Source organism: Bradyrhizobium betae, assembly GCF_050632175.1.
Classification (GTDB): domain Bacteria; phylum Pseudomonadota; class Alphaproteobacteria; order Rhizobiales; family Xanthobacteraceae; genus Bradyrhizobium; species Bradyrhizobium betae_B.
Genome location: NZ_CP192576.1, coordinates 749,916 through 767,296, shown reverse-complemented (window position 1 = coordinate 767,296; position 17,381 = coordinate 749,916). Strand labels below are relative to the sequence as shown.

At 63.4% G+C, this 17,381-nt stretch carries 13 protein-coding genes and 1 pseudogene; 10 read left to right on the top strand and 4 right to left on the bottom strand.

The features are described from left to right. Positions 1–47 precede the first annotated feature (47 nt). The 9 genes and pseudogenes from ACQ86E_RS03875 (at position 48) to ACQ86E_RS03835 (ending at position 13,640) form a co-directional block, all read left to right on the top strand. Positions 48–1,247: a pyridoxal-phosphate-dependent aminotransferase family protein gene (locus tag ACQ86E_RS03875; protein WP_431204273.1), complete on the top strand. Its 1,200-nt coding sequence runs from the start codon at positions 48–50 to the stop codon at positions 1,245–1,247. A gap of 70 nt (positions 1,248–1,317) precedes the next feature. Further along, positions 1,318–2,116, top strand: a pseudogene (locus tag ACQ86E_RS03870) (enoyl-CoA hydratase/isomerase family protein). A gap of 579 nt (positions 2,117–2,695) precedes the next feature. Next, positions 2,696–6,595, top strand: a complete 3,900-nt coding sequence (locus ACQ86E_RS03865) for a beta strand repeat-containing protein (protein ID WP_431204272.1) — start codon at positions 2,696–2,698, stop codon at positions 6,593–6,595. A 232-nt stretch (positions 6,596–6,827) separates the two neighbouring features. Then, positions 6,828–7,802 carry a Bug family tripartite tricarboxylate transporter substrate binding protein gene (locus ACQ86E_RS03860; RefSeq protein ID WP_431204271.1) on the top strand — a complete coding sequence of 325 codons (975 nt, stop codon included), beginning with the start codon at positions 6,828–6,830 and terminating at the stop codon, positions 7,800–7,802. 180 nt (positions 7,803–7,982) lie between these two features. Further along, positions 7,983–8,525 (top strand): tripartite tricarboxylate transporter TctB family protein, encoded by a 543-nt coding sequence (locus ACQ86E_RS03855; RefSeq protein WP_431204270.1) that lies wholly within the window; start codon positions 7,983–7,985, stop codon positions 8,523–8,525. Positions 8,526–8,536: 11 nt separating this feature from the next. Beyond that, positions 8,537–10,054: a tripartite tricarboxylate transporter permease gene (locus ACQ86E_RS03850; RefSeq protein ID WP_431204269.1), complete on the top strand. Its 1,518-nt coding sequence runs from the start codon at positions 8,537–8,539 to the stop codon at positions 10,052–10,054. 159 nt (positions 10,055–10,213) lie between these two features. After that, on the top strand, positions 10,214–11,086 hold the full coding sequence (locus ACQ86E_RS03845; protein WP_431204268.1) for an outer membrane protein: 873 nt from the start codon (positions 10,214–10,216) through the stop codon (positions 11,084–11,086). A gap of 430 nt (positions 11,087–11,516) precedes the next feature. Beyond that, positions 11,517–12,419, top strand: coding sequence for an outer membrane protein (locus ACQ86E_RS03840; RefSeq protein ID WP_431204267.1), 903 nt, complete (start codon positions 11,517–11,519; stop codon positions 12,417–12,419). 258 nt (positions 12,420–12,677) lie between these two features. Continuing rightward, positions 12,678–13,640 carry a glycosyltransferase family 2 protein gene (locus ACQ86E_RS03835; protein ID WP_431204266.1) on the top strand — a complete coding sequence of 321 codons (963 nt, stop codon included), beginning with the start codon at positions 12,678–12,680 and terminating at the stop codon, positions 13,638–13,640. Positions 13,641–13,650: 10 nt separating this feature from the next. Here the strand turns inward: ACQ86E_RS03835 and ACQ86E_RS03830 are convergent, their stop codons facing one another. The 4 genes from ACQ86E_RS03830 to ACQ86E_RS03815 all read right to left on the bottom strand — a co-directional run bounded on the left by ACQ86E_RS03830 (position 13,651) and on the right by ACQ86E_RS03815 (position 16,264). Continuing rightward, complete coding sequence (locus ACQ86E_RS03830) at positions 13,651–14,574, bottom strand: transketolase family protein (protein ID WP_431204265.1); 924 nt, start codon at positions 14,572–14,574, stop codon at positions 13,651–13,653. Between the two features lie 33 nt (positions 14,575–14,607). After that, the gene (locus tag ACQ86E_RS03825) at positions 14,608–15,195 is read right to left on the bottom strand and encodes a hypothetical protein (RefSeq protein WP_431204264.1); all 588 of its coding nucleotides are present in this window, start codon (positions 15,193–15,195) and stop codon (positions 14,608–14,610) included. A 173-nt stretch (positions 15,196–15,368) separates the two neighbouring features. Beyond that, positions 15,369–15,575: a hypothetical protein gene (locus tag ACQ86E_RS03820; RefSeq protein WP_431204263.1), complete on the bottom strand. Its 207-nt coding sequence runs from the start codon at positions 15,573–15,575 to the stop codon at positions 15,369–15,371. Beyond that, on the bottom strand, positions 15,572–16,264 hold the full coding sequence (locus ACQ86E_RS03815) for an NAD-dependent epimerase/dehydratase family protein (protein WP_431204262.1): 693 nt from the start codon (positions 16,262–16,264) through the stop codon (positions 15,572–15,574). Before ACQ86E_RS03815 ends, ACQ86E_RS03820 begins: the two co-directional genes overlap by 4 nt. A gap of 151 nt (positions 16,265–16,415) precedes the next feature. On the opposite strand from ACQ86E_RS03815, the gene ACQ86E_RS03810 reads away from it, so the two are divergent. Then, positions 16,416–17,369 carry a sulfotransferase family protein gene (locus tag ACQ86E_RS03810; protein WP_431204261.1) on the top strand — a complete coding sequence of 318 codons (954 nt, stop codon included), beginning with the start codon at positions 16,416–16,418 and terminating at the stop codon, positions 17,367–17,369. Positions 17,370–17,381: the final 12 nt, after the last annotated feature.

Below are 17,381 nucleotides of genomic sequence, written 5' to 3'. Positions count from 1 at the left end.
AGCCAAGACAGGCTCAAAGACAGATTCCAAGACCGGGAAGGACGCCGATGACCGTGCATAGTGGAAGGCATTTTCTCCAGATTCCAGGCCCGACCAATGTGCCCGATCGCGTGCTGCGGGCGATGGACATGCCGACGCTGGACCATCGCGGTCCGGAGTTCGCCGAGCTCGGTTTCGGCGTGCTGGCCGCGATGCAGCGGGTGTTCCGCACCAAGCAGCCCGTGATCATCTTCCCTTCGTCCGGGACCGGCGCCTGGGAAGCGGCGATGGTCAACGTGTTCGCGCCCGGCGACAAGGTCCTGATGTGCGAGACCGGCCAGTTCGCCGTGCTGTGGCGCGGCATCGCCGAAAAGTTCAAGATCGACGTCGACTTCATCCCGAGCGACTGGCGCCATGGCGCCGACCTCGCCGAGATCGAGAAGCGCCTGACTGCCGACAAGCAGCACGCGATCAAGGCGGTCTGCGTCGTGCACAACGAGACCTCGACCGGCTGCGTGACGCCGCCGCTGGAGGTGCGCAAGCTGCTCGACCGCGTCAAGCATCCGGCGCTGCTGATGGTCGACACCATCTCCGGCCTCGGCTCGATGGAGTACGAGCATGACGCCTGGGGCATCGACGTCTCGGTCGCCGGCTCGCAGAAGGGCCTGATGCTGCCGCCGGGCCTCAGCTTCAACGCTGTCTCGGAGAAGGCGCTCGCGGTGGCGAAGGCCAATCCCGGCATGCGCTCCTATTGGGACTGGCAGGAAGTGATCAACTTCAACAAGCTCGGCACCTTCCCCTACACGCCCGCGACCAACCTGCTCTACGGCCTGCGCGAAGCTGTCAAGATGCTGGAAGAGGAAGGGCTGGAGAACGTCTGGACCCGCCACAAGCGTCACAGCGCCGCGACGCGCGCTGCGGCGAAGGTCTGGGGCCTGGAGACTCAGTGCTCAGATCCCGCGGCGCACTCGCCGGCGCTGACCGGTGTGCGCGTGCCTGATGGCCACGACGCCGACGCCTTCCGCAAGGTGGTGCTGGAAAACTTCGACATGTCGCTCGGCACCGGGCTGAACAAGGTCAAGGGCAAGGTGTTCCGCATCGGCCATATCGGCCATTTCAACGATCTGATGCTGATGGGCACGCTCGCCGGCGTCGAGATGGGCCTCGATCTTGCAAAGATTCCGCACCGGAGCGGCGGCGTGCTGGCGGCCATGGACGTCCTGAAGGGACGCGACGTGGTGCCGATGGCCAAAGCCCAGGTCGCTTAAAGAACCAGGTTGCTTAAAGGTCCAGGTCGCCGAAAGGTGGACTGAAAATTCCAGTGAAGTGAGACGCGCGATGAACGCACCGACGACGACCAACGAAGACCTGCTCTACTCCGTCACGGACGGCATCGCGCGGATCACCTTCAACCGCCCTCAGGCGCGCAACGCCATGACCTTCGCCATGTATGACCGCATGGCGGAGATCTGCACCGAGATCAACGCCGACCGTTCGATCAAGGCGCTGATCCTGACCGGTGCCGGTGACAAGGCGTTCGCCTCCGGCACCGACATTTCCCAGTTTCGCGCGTTCAAGACCGCGCAGGACGCGCTCGACTACGAGGCCCGCATCGACCGCGTGCTCGGGACGGCTCGAGCAGTGTCGCGTGCCTGTGATCGCAGCGATCGCCGGCGCCTGCACCGGCGGCGGCGCCGGCATTGCCGCCTGCTGCGATCTCCGCATCGGCACCGAGACGACGCGCATCGGCTTTCCGATCGCGCGCACGCTCGGCAACTGCCTGTCGATGTCCAACATCAGCCGCGTCGTCTCGCTGGTTGGTCCCGCCCGCACCAAGGATATGATCTTCAAGGCGCGGCTGGTCGAGGCCCCCGAGGCGCTCGCGCTCGGCCTGCTCACCGAAATCGTGCCCGACGTCGAGACGCTGCAGCGCCGCGCCGACGAGACCGCAAAGCTGGTCGCGAGCCACGCGCCGCTCACGCTGGAAGCGACCAAGGAAGCGGTGCGCCGTATCCGCCGTACGCTGTCGCGCGAGGAAGGCGAGGACCTGATCCTCAAGGCCTATATGAGCGAAGATTTCCGCGAGGGCATGGACGCTTTCCTCAACAAGCGCACGCCGAACTGGAAGGGCAAGTAGCGCGCTTTTTTGCCTTTTGCGTCACACGCCATGTACCGTGAAGCGCGGGAGAGATCGCTGACGTCAATCGTCGATCGTTCAGCGAATTTGCAATTGTCGCATCTCTGTCAAGCGGTTCCGCGGTCCGGAACCGCAATTGTGCGCGTGCGTGCCTGCGCGTTCACGTTGACGGCACGACAAGCACGGGCATAAGATCGCAGAGGTTGCATGATGTCGTCTCGCATTTTCGAGCCGACAGGCCGGCCGGTAGTGAATTCGAGTCCAGCGGAATTGAGTGACGTGAATCGTGTGAAGCGTTCGGCGGGCCGTGCTGCAACCTGACGTCATTGAGCTGAAATTGAACCATAGTAATAGCGAATTAGTTTCGACGACGCGAGCTGCGCCAGAATTTTCATTGCTGCTGACATCCCGACGCCAGGCACGGCCTCGTGACCAAGCCAAAGCTCTCTAGCCAAGACCCTTAAGCCAAGGCCTTCGATTCAAGACCGTTGAGTCTCGTCTGATTTCTCAGACCGATCAGTCGCGTCGCCGCGCCTCATGCGGCGGTACCTTCATGGCAACGCAGGCAGGGATTTTTCCATGACCAATCATACGCCGATTTTCACCTCGTCCTCCGCCACCGGCAGCTTCACCGAATTCGCCAATCTCAACGATTCAACCACGCTGCACACGTTGTCGGGAACGATGAGCTTCAAGGACAGCGACAAGACCGACACCCACACGACGACCGCAACGCTGCATTCCGCGGTGGCATCAGGCGGAACCGTCATTCCCGCGGCCTCGCTTGCGCATTTCCAGGCGGCGATGCAGTCGCAGATCCTCAGCGATTCGAATGGCAATGGTCAGCTCAAATGGAGCTTCAGCGACCAGGACCAGGATTTCGACTTCCTCGCCAAGAACCAGACGCTGGTCCTGACCTATGACGTCAAGGTCTCCGACAATCACGGCGGCTTCGCGATCCAGACCGTCAAGATCACGATCACCGGCACCGACGACAAGCCTGTGATCAACATGACGACCGCCGCAACCGTCACCGAACAAACCAACCAGACGCTGTCGTTGACACCCGACACGGTTCACGTCGCGCTCAACTTCACCGATGATGATCTCGCCAACACCGGTCATACCGCGACGGTGATCGGCGTCTCTGCCGCCGGCGCCACCGCGGGCCTGCTGCCGGGGCCGTTCGGCCAGGCCGAGCTGATGTCGTTCTATCATGTCGACAACGTCGTCAAGAATTCCGGCGCCCCGACCGGCACGATCAATACCACCTTCTCGGCGCCCGACCTCGCCTTCGATTATCTTTCGGCGGGTCAGCACCTCGACATCACCTACACCGTGAAGCTCGACGACCACGCCGGCGGCGTCTCGACCCAGACGGTTACGGTCACTGTGGTCGGCACCAACGACAAGCCGGTGTACCTGTCGTGCCCGGAATCGGCGGCGCTCGTCGAGGATCACGATGTCAGCCCAACCGGCAATCTCATCGCGTATGACAGCCTCGTCTTTACCGACATCGATCTTGCGGACGCGCACACCGTCTCGACGACGGTCACCGCGACCCGCTCGGGCGGCGGTTCGATCCCCCTGACCAATGCGCAATTGCTGGCTGCGTTCGGCACGTCGCTCCAGGACTCGACCGGCCATCTGTTTGGCGAGGTCGACTGGAATTTCGCGTTTCCAAACGTCTCGGCCAATTTTCTCAACGGCGGCGAGACACTCAAGCTCGTTTACCACGTCACGGTCGACGACGGTCATGGCGGCTCCACCACCCAGGACGTCACCATTACGATCCTCGGCGTCAACCATCCGGTCGTGATCACGAGCGGCCCGGAATCCTCCACGGCGGCCGAGCAGGATGCCACCACAGGCTCACCTGCGCCGGATACGACGCCGACGACTCCCGCGGGCACGCTCGCCTTCACCGACCAGGACACCAGCGACGCGCACACCGTGACGGTGACGCTCGGCTCGACCTCCGGGCCGACGCCGCCGGCGGCGACGCAGGCCGATCTCGCCGCTGCGCTGACCACGGTGCTGCATGATTCCACAGGCACCGGTTCCGGCAGCATCGACTGGAATTTTGCGATTCCCGACCAGGATCTCGACTATCTCGCCGTGGGCGAGACGTTGACGGTGGACTACAACGTCAAGGTCGCCGACGGCTTGACCAGCTCGACGCAGACCGTTTCCGTCGTCGTCGCCGGCGCCAATGATGCTGTTGCGATGACCGGCGGCGCGGGATCGGCTTCGCTGTCCGAGCAGGCCGGCGTGACCGGCTCGAGCGCCATGGACACGACGAGCCCGATTCCGACGGGGTCGCTGAGCTTCGCGGACGTCGACCTGTCGGACGTCCACTCCGTCAGCGTCGTGCTGAATTCGGCGGTGTGGTCGAGCACTGCGGACGTGCCCGGCCAGACGATGGCCGCCCTCCAGACGGCGCTGGCAACGGCGCTGCACGACTCCACTGGTACAGGAACAGGCTCCATCGATTGGACCTTCAGCATTCCGGACGTCGACCTCGATTTCCTCAGCTTGGGCGAGACGCTTACGGTCCAATATGACATCATCGTCATGGATGGAAGCACCAGTTCGACCCAGACTGTGACTGTAACGATCGACGGTGCGTCGGATCCTTTCATCGTCACCCCATTTGCGGTGGATGTGTCCGATACCTCGTCCCTCGATGTCGGCATCGCGCTCGCGGCCGGAACGATCGACAACCTCACGCCACCGGTCGACTTGAGCTCGGTCAAGACGATCACCGCTGTCAATGGCAGCGGAGCCAATGTCGGCGTACTGGTCGGCGGCACCTATGGATCACTGGTCATCAATGCGGATGGATCGTACGCCTATGTCGCGAATGCGGGCGTCGATCCGCTGCAGGTCGGCGACCATGTCAGCGATCAGTTCAATATCACGATCGATGACGGTCAGGGCCATCAGGGCACGACCACGCTGACCTTCAACATTGCGGGAGCGGACGACCGTCCGACGATGACCGGCGGGGGCATCACCGGATCTGTGACCGAAGATGCCGGTGCGCCGGCGATCATCAACGGTGGCTTCGAGACCGGCGACCTGACCGGCTGGACCGCCAGCGGTTCGGTCCATGTTATGGAGTACGAGATCGGCAGCACCTACGGCCATTACTCTGTCCACCTCGCGGCGTCGGGCGGGACGCTCTCGCAGACCCTCGCGACGACCTCGGGACTGCACTATTTCGTCAGCTTCGACCTCATTGGCGATCCCGAGGGCAACAACGCGCCGTTCACGGTGACCTGGGGCGGAACGACGCTGGTGAATGTCGTCGACCTGCAGCCCGGCCTTTATCACTACGCCTTCGACGTGGTCGGCGATCCCTCGAGCACGACGCTGCAATTCACCTATGGAGACGATGCCGCCGGCATGATCCTGGACAGTGTCAACGTCAACCCGGCGACCGGACCTGCCACCTCAACCACGTCGGGCGCACTCTCGTTCTCGGACGTCGAGACCGGGGACACCCACAGTGCGAGCGCGGTAGCGCTGGGCAGCGGCTATGTCGGCTCGTTCACGCTCGATCCCGTCACTGAATCGTCCGGGACCGGTTCCGTTGCCTGGCACTTCTCGGTGAACAATGCGGACATTCAGTTCCTGGGGCAGGGGCAAGCGCTGACCCAGGACTACCTCGTCACCGTGATCGATGACCACGGCGAGACGAGTGTCCAGGACGTGACGATTACGCTGAATGGGACCAACGATGCGCCGACCGCGGCGAGCGACAATGTGGTTACGAATGCCGGTCCAGGCGGCGTGGTCGACATTCCGTCCTGGGCCCTGGCGCTGAACGACAGCGATCCCGACGCCACGGATCACCTCTCCGTTGGCGCCATCACGAGCAATTCCGGCGGCACCGCGATCGTGTTCGGCGATACCTACTTCATCGACGATGCGACTGCGGGCGGCTCGTTCGACTACACCGCGTATGACGGCATCATGACCAGCAACAACAGTGCGACCGTGACCGTCAGCAACAGCGCGACCACCGCCACGACGCTGACCGCCGGTAGCGGCGGCAGCATCCTCGTCGCCACCCAGGGCAATGAGACGATGATCGGCGGAGCCGGAAATGACATCCTGATCGGCAGCAGTGTGGGCAACCACGCAATGACCGGCAGTGGCGGCGACGACGTGTTCGCCTTCACGGTGCCGCCGGCCAATGTCAGCCAGATCACCGACTTCAACAACACCACCCAGCATGACCGCATCGCTATCTCGGCGAACAGCTTCGGGGGCGGTCTTGCGGCTGGCATGGACGTGACGTCGATATTCGAGATGTCAGCCGACAACACCTTCTCGGGCACGGCTGAATTCCACTTCGATAGCGGCAACCAGACGCTCTATTTCAGCGCCGACGGCACCCAAGGTTCGGCGGTGGCAGTCGTGGTCGTTCAGGCCGGCGCGGTGATCGACCCGCACGACATCCTGATCGTCTAGCCAGCCGGCGCCCGGGCTTTGCGAGTTGAGCGCGGTCTCCGTCGAGGGGCCCGCGCTTTTTCCGGCCGGCGTGCTTGCAATCGATCTCATTCCAAAGTCATAACCGATGCTGTGCCGGACCGGCTTGAACTGGCCGTCATTCGCCCGCACAATGCAATTCGCCTGACTCGTGAATTGCTAATCCAAACAAGAACATAGTCGAAAAATAGGGAAGACGCGCGTGAGACATGGAATGAAGGCCGCGATCACGCTGGCCGTTGCGCTCTGCGGTACGCCGGCTTTTGCCGCTTGGGAGCCGACCAAACCGGTCGAGATCGTGGTGGCAGCAGGCGCGGGCGGCGCCTCCGACCAGATGGCGCGGATGATGCAGGCCGCGATCCAGAAGAACAATTTGATGAAGCAGCCGATCGTCGTCTCGCTCAAGGGCGGGGCGTCGGGCGCGGAAGCGCTGATATACATGAAGTCCAGCGAGGGCGATCCGAACAAGGTGCTGATCGCTTATTCGCTGATCTACATGCTGCCGTTGTCGGCGAAGATTCCGTTCAACTGGCGTGAGCTGACCCCGGTCTCGGTGGTCGCGCTCGACCAGTTCGTGCTGTGGGACAACAGCGCAGGTCCCAAGACCGTGAAGGAATTCGTCGCGGCGGCGAAGGCGGCGAGCGCGCCGTTCAAGATGGGCGGCACCGGCTCCAAGCGCGAGGATCACGTGCTGACCGTCTTCCTCGAGCAGAAGACCGGCGCGAAATTCTCCTATCTGCCCTACAAGTCCGGCGGCGAGGCCGCGACCCAGCTCGTCGGCAACCACACCGAGTCCAACGTCAACAATCCCTCTGAAAATCTCGAAGTCTGGCGCGCCGGGCAGGTCCGGCCGCTCTGCGTCTTCGACAAGGAGCGGATCTCCTACACCAGCAAGGTGACGGACACGCAGTCCTGGGCGGATATCCCGACCTGCAAGGAGGAGGGCGTCGACGTCCAGTACCTGATGCTGCGCGCGATGTTCCTGCCCGGCAAGGTCACGCCGGAGCAGCAGGCTTTCTACGTCGACCTGTTCCACAAGGTGACGCAGACCGCCGAGTACAAGGACTACATGGAAAAGCAGGCGTTGAAGCCGATCTTCCTCACCGGCAAGGACATGGTGCAATTCCTCGAGGAAGACGATGCCGTCAACAAGTCGCTGATGACGGAAGCCGGATTCGTCGCGAAGTAGCCGGTCTTCTTCACCTCGCCCCGCTTGCGGGGAGAGGTCGCCTCGCTTCGAAGAAGCGGCGCGGGTGAGGGGGACTCTCCGCGAGTTCAGCTTTCACCGTCCCCGTGGAGACTCCCCTCACCCTGACCCTCTCCCCGCAAGCGGGGCGAGGGGACTAGCCGCAGCGATTGTTGACAGCTCATGTCCCAAACCGATCTTGAAATCGTCGTCGACGATCCGACCGCGCCGGAAGACGACTCGCCCTCTGTCGTCAGTTCCGGCACGATCGAGATATTCGTCTGTCTCCTCTTGCTCGCACTGGCCGCAACGCTCGGCTACGACAATTGGCGTACCGGCGCGTCCTGGGATCCGACCGGGCCCGAGCCCGGCTATTTCCCATTCTATCTCTCCGTCATCCTCGGCGGCGGCAGCCTCTACGGCCTGGTCGTAGCTCTGGTCGAGCACCGCAAGGCGGCCGAGACCTTCGTTACCCGTGCGCAGGCGCGCCGGGTAATGGCAGTGTTCGTGCCGACACTGCTGTTCTGCCTGGTGACGCAGTTTCTCGGCCTCTATGTCGCGAGCTTCCTGCTGATTGCGAGCTTCATGCGTGCGATCGGCAAGATCGCGCTGTGGAAGTCGCTGCTCACCGCCTTCGTGTTCACGGCGATCATGTTCGTTACCTTCGACATCGCCTTCGACGTCATCATGCCGAAAGGGCCGCTCGAAGCGGCCTTCGGCCACTAGGCGGGCCCGCAATGGAAGCTTTCGGTCTCCTGCTTCACGGCTTCGCCGTCCTGCTGACGTGGAAGACGCTCGTGCTGATGATGGTGGGGCTGGTGCTCGGCGTCTTCGTCGGTGTGCTGCCGGGCCTCGGCGGCCCCAACGGCGTAGCGATCCTGCTGCCGCTCACCTTCACGATGGATCCGACGTCGGCGATCGTGATGCTGTCCTGCATCTACTGGGGGGCGCTGTTCGGCGGCGCAATCACCTCGATTCTGTTCAACATCCCCGGCGAAGCCTGGTCGGTCGCGACCACGTTCGACGGCTATCCGATGGCGCAGCAGGGCAGGGCGGCGGAGGCGCTGACCGCGGCGTTCACGTCCTCCTTCATCGGCTCGCTGGTCGCGGTGCTCCTGATCACCTTCCTTGCGCCGATGATCTCGTCCTTTGCGCTGAAGTTCGGGCCGCCCGAGTTCTTTGCGGTGTATCTGTTGACCTTCTGCTCCTTCGTGGGTCTCGGGCGCGAGGCCAAGCACAAGACGGTCATCTCGATGTCGCTCGGGCTCTTGCTCGCGGGTATCGGCATGGACACGGTGTCGGGCAATCTGCGCATGACCTTCGGGTCGTCGGAACTGCTGCGGGGCATCAACTTCCTCGTCGCCGTCATCGGCCTGTTCGGCATCAGCGAGATCCTGCTGACGATGGAGGAGCGGTTGGCGTTGCGGGGGCATGCGGCGAGCATCTCGCTCCGCGTCGTGCTGAGCGTCTGGAAGGACCTGCCGAAATACTGGGTGACGCTGCTGCGCTCATCGTTCATCGGCTGCTGGCTCGGCATCACCCCGGGTGGTGCGATCGCGGCGTCCTTCATGGGATACAATCTCGCCAAACGCTTTTCGAAGGATCCCGAGAGTTTTGGCAAAGGTCGCATCGAGGGCGTGTTCGCGCCGGAGACGGCGGCGCATGCCTCCGGCACCGCCGCGCTGCTGCCGATGCTGGCGCTCGGTATCCCCGGCTCCGGCACCGCCGCTATCCTGCTCGGCGGCCTGATGGTGTGGGGGCTCAATCCGGGCCCGCTGCTGTTCGTCGAGCACAAGGACTTCGTCTGGGGTCTGATTGCCTCGATGTATCTTGGCAATGTCGTCGGCCTCGTGCTGGTGCTGACGACGGTGCCGATTTTCGCCTCGATCCTGCGCGTGCCGTTCGCGGCGGTGGCGCCGATGATCGTGGTATCCTGCGCGATCGGTGCCTATGCGATCCAGAACGCGATGTTCGACATCTGGCTGATGCTCGGCTTCGGTGTCGTCGGCTATGTCTTCAAGAAGATCGGCATTCCGCTGGCACCGTTCACGCTGGCGCTCGTGCTCGGCAACCGGGCCGAGGATGCCTTCCGCCTGTCGATGATCGGCTCCGGCGGCGACCTCAAGGTGTTCTGGTCGAACGGTCTCGTCGGCTCCATTGCAACCCTGGCGATTGTGCTGCTGTTTTGGCCGGTGATCGACGGCTTGCTTGCCCGTGTCGGATTGACGCAGGGGACCAGGGCGACATCGCGTTAATCCCGAAAAATTATCGCGTTCAATTACATAACGCGGTGGTGTCGCCGTAGTCCGGGCGCTACACGCTCCAATTGTTTCTGGATGTTGCCGGACCGGCACAGCCCGTGGGAACCGTTCGGCGTATGTTTCCCTCACAAAATCGTGCGGAGGGGAATCTCCATGAAGCGGATCGTGATTGGAATGGCAGCGGCCCTGTCGCTGTTTACAACGGGTGCACTGGCTGCCGATATGGCCCCGAGGCCCTACGTCAAGGCACCTGTCATGGTCGATCCAGTCTGGAGCTGGACCGGCTTCTACGTCGGCGGCAATGGCGGCTACAGTTGGGGTCGCTCGCGCACCGACGTATCCTATTTCAATCCGGTGACCGGCCTTGGGATCGCGCCTCCGGCCGGCTCCATCACCAATGCGGCGTTCGATATGAATGGCGGTATCGCCGGTGGCCAGGCCGGCTACAACTGGCAGAGCGCCAACTGGGTATACGGCATCGAGGGCGATCTTCAGTGGTCGGGCGAGAAGGGCAGCGCCGTCTATAATTGCGTCGGCACCGCGGTGCCGGCTGGCGGCGTCTGTCTTCCCGGCCTGACCTTCCTCCCGGCTGGCGGTCTGGCCGGCACCACGCTGACAATCGACCAGAGCCTGCAATGGTTCGGTACCGTCCGCGGTCGCATCGGTATCCTGGCGACGCCGAAGGTGCTGTTCTACGGCACCGGCGGTCTGGCGTTTGGCGAGATCAAGACCACAGGCCGCATGACCGGCTTTGACGGTTTCGGCGCTCCGATTGCTTCGATCGGTTCGACCTCGACGACGCGCGCCGGATGGACTGTTGGCGTGGGCGTCGAAGGCAAGATCACACAGAACTGGAGCGCCAAGCTAGAGTACCTTTACATGGATCTCGGCCGCTTCTCGTCCGGTCCGTTCACGCTGTCGCCGGCTCTGCCGATCAGCGCCAACGTGTCGTCGCACTTCACCGACCACATCCTGCGTGCCGGCATCAACTACCAGTTCTCCGGCCCGGTGATTGCCAAATATTGAGATCGACGGAAGCGTCAACAAGAAGCAAAGCCCGGCTCGCGCCGGGCTTTGTCGTTTCTGTCCTGATCTTTGCAAAACCCGCAGCAGCCGGCGGCCGGGCACCGCGCCCCATCTGTTGCGGACGTGCCACATCCACGGCGTGATCATACTCCTTGGACCGCGAAGCAGTCTCATATCGAGCGGCTCTTGAGGCTATCGCGCCAGTCCGCAGAATTTATCCTGATCATCGAATCGCACTGAAATAACAGCGATTTTGCGATCGCCTGGAGGCCCGCGCATTCCTTGCGCGCGCGATCGGCCGCCTGTGTCCTCCAAACGGCTGACCTTCGAACGCAGGACGCGGAGCGATGCGCGCTTTCCTAGTGTCGCCGCACTGAATCGTCCGCGCATGGCGCGAGCAGGTGCAACGCCGCTTATCGAGGGAAATCTGATGACACGAACTTTGCTGGTTGCGGCTGCGATCGGAATGCTGCTCGCACCGCGTGCCTTCGCCGCCGATATGGTGGTGCCGCGCATCTACACCAAGGCGCCGCCGGTGGCCGTCGATCCCGGCACCAATTGGAGCGGCTTCTATGCGGGTCTCAACATCGGCTATGGCTGGGGCCGCTCGGGGGCGACGGCGGACTTCATCGACGGCGGAGGCGGCGCGCTGCTGAGCTCCAGCGCAGGCACGTTCAATGTCAACGGCGTCACCGGCGGCGGACAGGTCGGCTTCAACTGGCAGCGCGACATGTTCGTGGTTGGCTTGGAGGCTGATTTCCAGGGCAGCGGCCAGAAGGGCAGGTTCGACGCGCTGTGCGCCGGCGCGCCGGCTGGTTTACAGGACGGCGTCTGTACGCCGGGCCATCGCGGCGACAACACGTTCGATCCCGCGCTGCCGGTTGCATTCAATCTCACCCAGAAGCTCGATTGGTTCGGCACCGTCCGTGGCCGGCTCGGCGTCGCCGTGACGCCGCGCGTGCTGTTCTACGGGACCGGCGGTCTGGCTTACGGCCGTGTTTCCACTTCGGGCAGCGTGAATGCGATCAATGTCGGCGGTACCCCGGGTGCCGACGGCGGAACGTTCACGCCTGTCGCGGCAAGCTTCAGCAGCAGCACGACCAAGGTCGGCTGGAGTGCAGGCGCCGGCATCGAAGGTGCGTTCGCAGACAATTGGAGCGCCAGGCTGGAATATCTCTATGTCGATCTCGGAACCGTCTCGGGCTCGCTCACAACCCCCGTCATCGCGCTCAGCGGCGCGCCGCTGGCCGTCGGCTATCGCTCGCATGTTACCGACAACATTCTGCGCTTCGGCGTGAATTACCGTTTCGGCAATCTGATGGCGGCCAGATGACGGGCGTCGCTTGGCCGGGAGAAAGTCTGCCTCCGCCCCGGCTTTGTCGTCTCGACGATCCTTCGTGCGACATTGGTCCGCCGAGAGTCCAGCTCGTGCAACAGCGCGGATCATCCAAATCCTGAGCTGCCCGAAGACGCGCCGCGACGCTTGCATGTGGGCTTTCGTGATGATCTAGTCCGCTGGAACTCCTATTCCGGTGGGGCGAAGCCGTCGTTGGGCGAGATCGCGGCCCGTCACCGGCTGCAGGATTTGGCAGTGAAGACCATAAGTATCGTCACTCCTTGCTTCAATGAGGAGCTCAATGTCAGGGATTGCTATGAAGCGATCCGGAAGATCTTCGACGATGAGCTGAAGGGTTATCTGCGCGAGCACATCTTCTGTGACAACGCCTCCGACGACCGCACCGTCGAGATCCTGCGCGAGATCGCCGCAGAAGATCCCTCTGTGAAGGTCATCGTCAACGCGCGCAATTTCGGACCGCTGCGCAATTCCTATAACGGGGTGATGGCAAGCCGAGGCGATGCCGTTCTCCTGTTCATGCCGGCCGACCTTCAGGACCCACCCGAACTGCTTCCCCAATTCGTCAAGCTGTGGGAAGCCGGCAACGAGATCGTTTACGGCATCCGCGCGCTACGGGAAGAAGGCCGTCTGATGCGCGGGCTCCGCAACGCCTACTATCGCCTGCTCACCAGATTTTCCGAGCTCAAAGTGCCTCCGGGCGTTGGCGACTTCCAACTCGTCGACAGGCGCGTCGTCGAGGCCATGCGCCTCGTCCGTGACGCCTATCCGTTCATGCGCATGATGACGTTCGAATGCGGTGGACGCATGGTCGGCTTGCCCTACACCTGGCGCGAGCGCAAGAAAGGGTTTTCGAAGAACCGCGCCAGCGCGCTGATCGATCAGGGCATCAACGGGCTGGTGTCCTTCACCACGGCGCCGGTGCGCTTCGGCCTGTTCGCGGGCTTTCTGATCTCGGCCGTGAGCATCGCATACGCAATCGTCAATTTCATCATCGGCCTGGTGCTCTATCAGAAGCTTGCCGAGCCAGGCATTCTCACGCTGATTGTCGCGATGTTCTTCTTCGGCGGCGTGCAGCTGTTCTTCATGGGCATGATCGGCGAATACGTGCTCGCGATCTACGGACAGGTGCGCGAGAAGCCCGTGGTGTTCGAGCGCGAGCGGGTCAATTTCGGACCGCCACCGCCTTCGGGAGCGTAGGGCAAACCCGTCAGCGCTTCGCCAGCGACTGCTCGATCCGCGCTACGATCGCCTGAACCGACAGGCCGGCGGCGTCGAGCAACGCCTCGCGCGAACCTGCACTCGACGTCTTGCCGCCCTGTTCGGGGATGCCGATCCCTGCAACCGGCGGCCGCTGCGCATCACCGGCGAACGCACCCGCCACCAGGCTGAACAGACCACCACGCAGGATGTGCTCTTCGAGCGTCACGATGAGAGAGGCGTCACGCACGGCGTCGCGGATCGCAGCCTCGTCGAGCGGCTTCAGGCAGGAAATACTCACCACGCCAACCTCCCTGCCGCGCCTGGCAAGCTCGCCGGCCGCCTCCAGCGCACGCGAGGCGATTGGCCCGGTCGCGAGGATGACGACCTCCCGTCCCCCGCGCAGCACCCGCGGCTTGCGCGGGTCGGTCACGGCGGCCCCCAGATTGGGCTCTCCCTGCCGGCTGAGCCGAAGATAGGACGGCTTGCCGCTTCCTGCGATCAGGCGCGTCGCGGCGCGCACCTCTATGGGATCGCACGGCACGAACACCTCGATGCCGGGCAGCATCGACATGATTCCTGCATCCTCCAGCGCGTGGTGAGTGTAGCCCTGGCTGCCATAGGCGTAGCCGGCCCCCACCGCCACGACCTTGACGTCGGCGCCGTGATAGCAGACGTCGTTGCGAAGCTGCTCGAGGCAGCGCAGCGTCGGGAAGTTGCCTATCGAGTAGATGAAGACCGTCTTTCCCGACAACGCGATGCCGGCGGCCATGCCCGCCATGTTCTGCTCGGCGACGCCGACGTTGATGAAGCGATCGGTGAATTTCGCCGCAAAGGGCTCCAGCACGGAATAGCCGAGATCGCCGCAGAGCAGCCAGATATCGGGGTTTTCGCTCGCGGCCTGCGACAGGCTCTCGATGAATGTGGTCCTCATGCCCCGACCTCGGCCAGCGCCTGCGCGAGCAGTTCATCGGACGGCGAACGGTAATGCCATTCGAGCTTGTTCTCCATGAAGCTCACGCCCTTGCCCTTTACGGTGTGGGCAATCACCACGGTCGGCCGGCAAGATGTTACAGGCACGGCGCCAAGCGCCCGCTCGAGCCGCGACGACATCGTGGCCGTCGATCTCCTCGACATGCCAGCCGAACGCCTTCCATTTGTCGGCGAACGGATCCAGGTTCAGCACCTCGGCAACGATGCCGAAGCTCTGGATCTTGTTGAAATCAACGATGACGCAGAGATTGGAAAGCTTGTGGTGAGGCGCGAACAGGATGCCTTCCCAGTTGGAGCCCTCGTCGCATTCACCGTCGCTGAGGAGGCAGAATACGCGGCTGCCGGCACCCGCGGAGCGGGCCGCGAGTGCCATGCCGATCGCGATCGGCAGGCCATGGCCGAGCGAGCCGGTCGAGACCTCGACGCCGGGAACGGCATGGCTGACGTGCCCGGTGAAGATCGATCCGTCACGGCAATAGGTGTCGAGTTCGGCCAGCGAATAGAAACCGCATTCGGCGAGCGTGGCATACAGGATCGCCGTAGCGTGGCCCTTGCTGAGCACGAAGCGGTCGCGGCCTGGACTTTGCGGCTCGGCGGGATCGAGGCGCAGGATCTCGCGTGTACAGGACCGCCAGGATGTCCGCCATCGAGAGGCAGCCGCCGATATGCGAGGCCTTGGCGGCGTGCACCATGCGCAGTGCGTGCGCGCGAATGCGCCGCGCAAACTCCTTCGGTTCAGGACGATTTGTGGGAAGAGGTGGTCGTGCCATGCCAGTTGACCGTTTCGCGTAGTCCTTCGTCCAACGACACTTCAGGCTTCCAGCCCAACGCGAGCATGCGCGAAACGTCAGCGGCCAGAACCATAACCTGATCGGGCCGGTACGCCAACTCGCCGAACCCCAGTGTTGCGCCGGGATCGACGAGATCGCGCAGCCGCGTCACCGTCGCGCGCAGCGGCGGCGCCTCCGGGCTGCCGACGTTGAAGATGCCGCTCGCAGCCGCTTGCGTGATCGCGAGCCGGAAGGCCGCAGCCGCATCACGCGCGTGCAAAAACCCCAGCGCTGCTCACAGGCCGTCAGAGCCATATGTTGTCCCGAGCGCAGGTTCCGGATCATGCTCGGGATCAGCCAGTAATCCGCATCCTTCGGGCCGTAGGTCGAGAAGATCCGCAGCCATGCCGCGCGCAGTCCCCGCTCTTCGCACAAGCGCAGCGCCATCGATCCGGCCGTGAGCTTGGCCGTGCCGTAAAGCGTCGTCGGCCGAGGGATGTCGTCCTCGCGGATCGCGCGATCATAGGGGCCGTATTCGGCTTGCGATCCGGCCCCGACGAAAATTCTGGCGCCGGCGTCGGCGGCGAGCACGGCGAGTCCGACTGTATCGGCGACGTTCGCGGCCTGAACCGGGCTGTTGCGGTCGCTGCCCGCAACGCCGCGCCAGGCCATGTGCACGACCGCGTCCGGCGCAAAGGCCGCCAGGGCACCGCGCAGCCCTTCCAGATGCTCCAGGGCGCCCGGAATCACGTGCAGGCGGTCATAGGCCTCCCCGAGACGCTGGCGGTCGCTGTCCGGCCGCAACAGGACGGCCACCTCGTGCCCCCGCGCCAGCAGGTCGGCAACGAGATAGGAGCCCAAAAAACCACTCCCGCCGGTGACAAAAACACGCATACATCCGGGTAGATCGGTTGCCTGGCTCGGTCAACGGCGGGCCGCTCCGAACTTGATTATCCGGCGCACGCGGCTAAACCGGGGGCCAGAACCGACGTTTGACGACAGGGGCAGACGCATGAGCGACTTCAGGCTGGCCATGGTTTCAGCGGGCTTCGAGCACGGCGGAAACGTCACCCACCGTCACTTCGATGGCCATCCCGATCTGCTCGTCTATCCCTTCGAATCACAGCTCGGCAACCGCAACTTCAACGACTTCCTCGCCTCCGTCGAGCGCGTTCAGTACCGCTATCCCGAATTCCCTGAAGGGCTGACGGCGGTCGAGCTCTACGAGCAGATGATCGACGAGGAGCTGAAGACGTTCCTGCGCAAACGCAACGGCTCCAAGTTCCGCGACGCCGATTGCGTCATGGACGAGAAGAAGCGCGTCGCCGAATTTGCGCGCATCGCGGGCGAACCACCGATCTTCCGCCGCCAGGTGGTCGAAGCTTACTTCCGATCGACCTTCGCGGCGTGGGAGAACTATTACACCAGGCCGCGCCCGGGCATGGTCCATGTCGGCTACTCTCCCGCGATCGGCATCGACGCCGACCGCATGGTGCGCGACTTCCCGAACATCCGCATCCTGCACATCGTGCGCAATCCGTTTTCGGCCTATCGCGACACCAAGCGCCGTCCATTCCCGCAGCCGCTCTCGAAATACCTGATCACCTGGAACATCTATCACTCGACCGTCGAAATGTTCGCCAAGATGTATCCGGACAACGTGCGCATCTTCCGCTACGAGGACCTCGTCGAGGACAAGCGCAAGTTCATGACGGAAGCCGCCGGCTTTATCGGCGTGCCCTTCGCCGACAGCATGCTCTATCCGAGCTGGAACGGCGTCGAGATCAAGGACTCCATCGCCCCCTGGGGAACCGTGCTCAAGAGCACCAAGGATTACAACCAGGCCGTGATCCAGGAACTCTCGAACGAGGAGCGCAAGCAGATCGCGCAGGGCACCGCAGCGCTGGCCCGCCATTTCGGCTACGACCAGATCGACTATCTGGGCCCGCTCTATCGTGCTGGGTAAGATCAGGTTCTT

Excerpts from the sequence above, each read along its gene's own strand:
- ACQ86E_RS03875 (WP_431204273.1), top strand. The coding sequence starts at position 48 with ATGACCGTGCATAGTGGAAGGCATTTTCTCCAGATTCCAGGCCCGACC.
- ACQ86E_RS03865 (WP_431204272.1), top strand. The coding sequence starts at position 2,696 with ATGACCAATCATACGCCGATTTTCACCTCGTCCTCCGCCACCGGCAGC.
- ACQ86E_RS03860 (WP_431204271.1), top strand. The coding sequence starts at position 6,828 with ATGAAGGCCGCGATCACGCTGGCCGTTGCGCTCTGCGGTACGCCGGCT.
- ACQ86E_RS03855 (WP_431204270.1), top strand. The coding sequence starts at position 7,983 with ATGTCCCAAACCGATCTTGAAATCGTCGTCGACGATCCGACCGCGCCG.
- ACQ86E_RS03850 (WP_431204269.1), top strand. The coding sequence starts at position 8,537 with ATGGAAGCTTTCGGTCTCCTGCTTCACGGCTTCGCCGTCCTGCTGACG.
- ACQ86E_RS03845 (WP_431204268.1), top strand. The coding sequence starts at position 10,214 with ATGAAGCGGATCGTGATTGGAATGGCAGCGGCCCTGTCGCTGTTTACA.
- ACQ86E_RS03840 (WP_431204267.1), top strand. The coding sequence starts at position 11,517 with ATGACACGAACTTTGCTGGTTGCGGCTGCGATCGGAATGCTGCTCGCA.
- ACQ86E_RS03830 (WP_431204265.1), bottom strand. The coding sequence starts at position 14,574 with ATGAGGACCACATTCATCGAGAGCCTGTCGCAGGCCGCGAGCGAAAAC.
- ACQ86E_RS03810 (WP_431204261.1), top strand. The coding sequence starts at position 16,416 with ATGAGCGACTTCAGGCTGGCCATGGTTTCAGCGGGCTTCGAGCACGGC.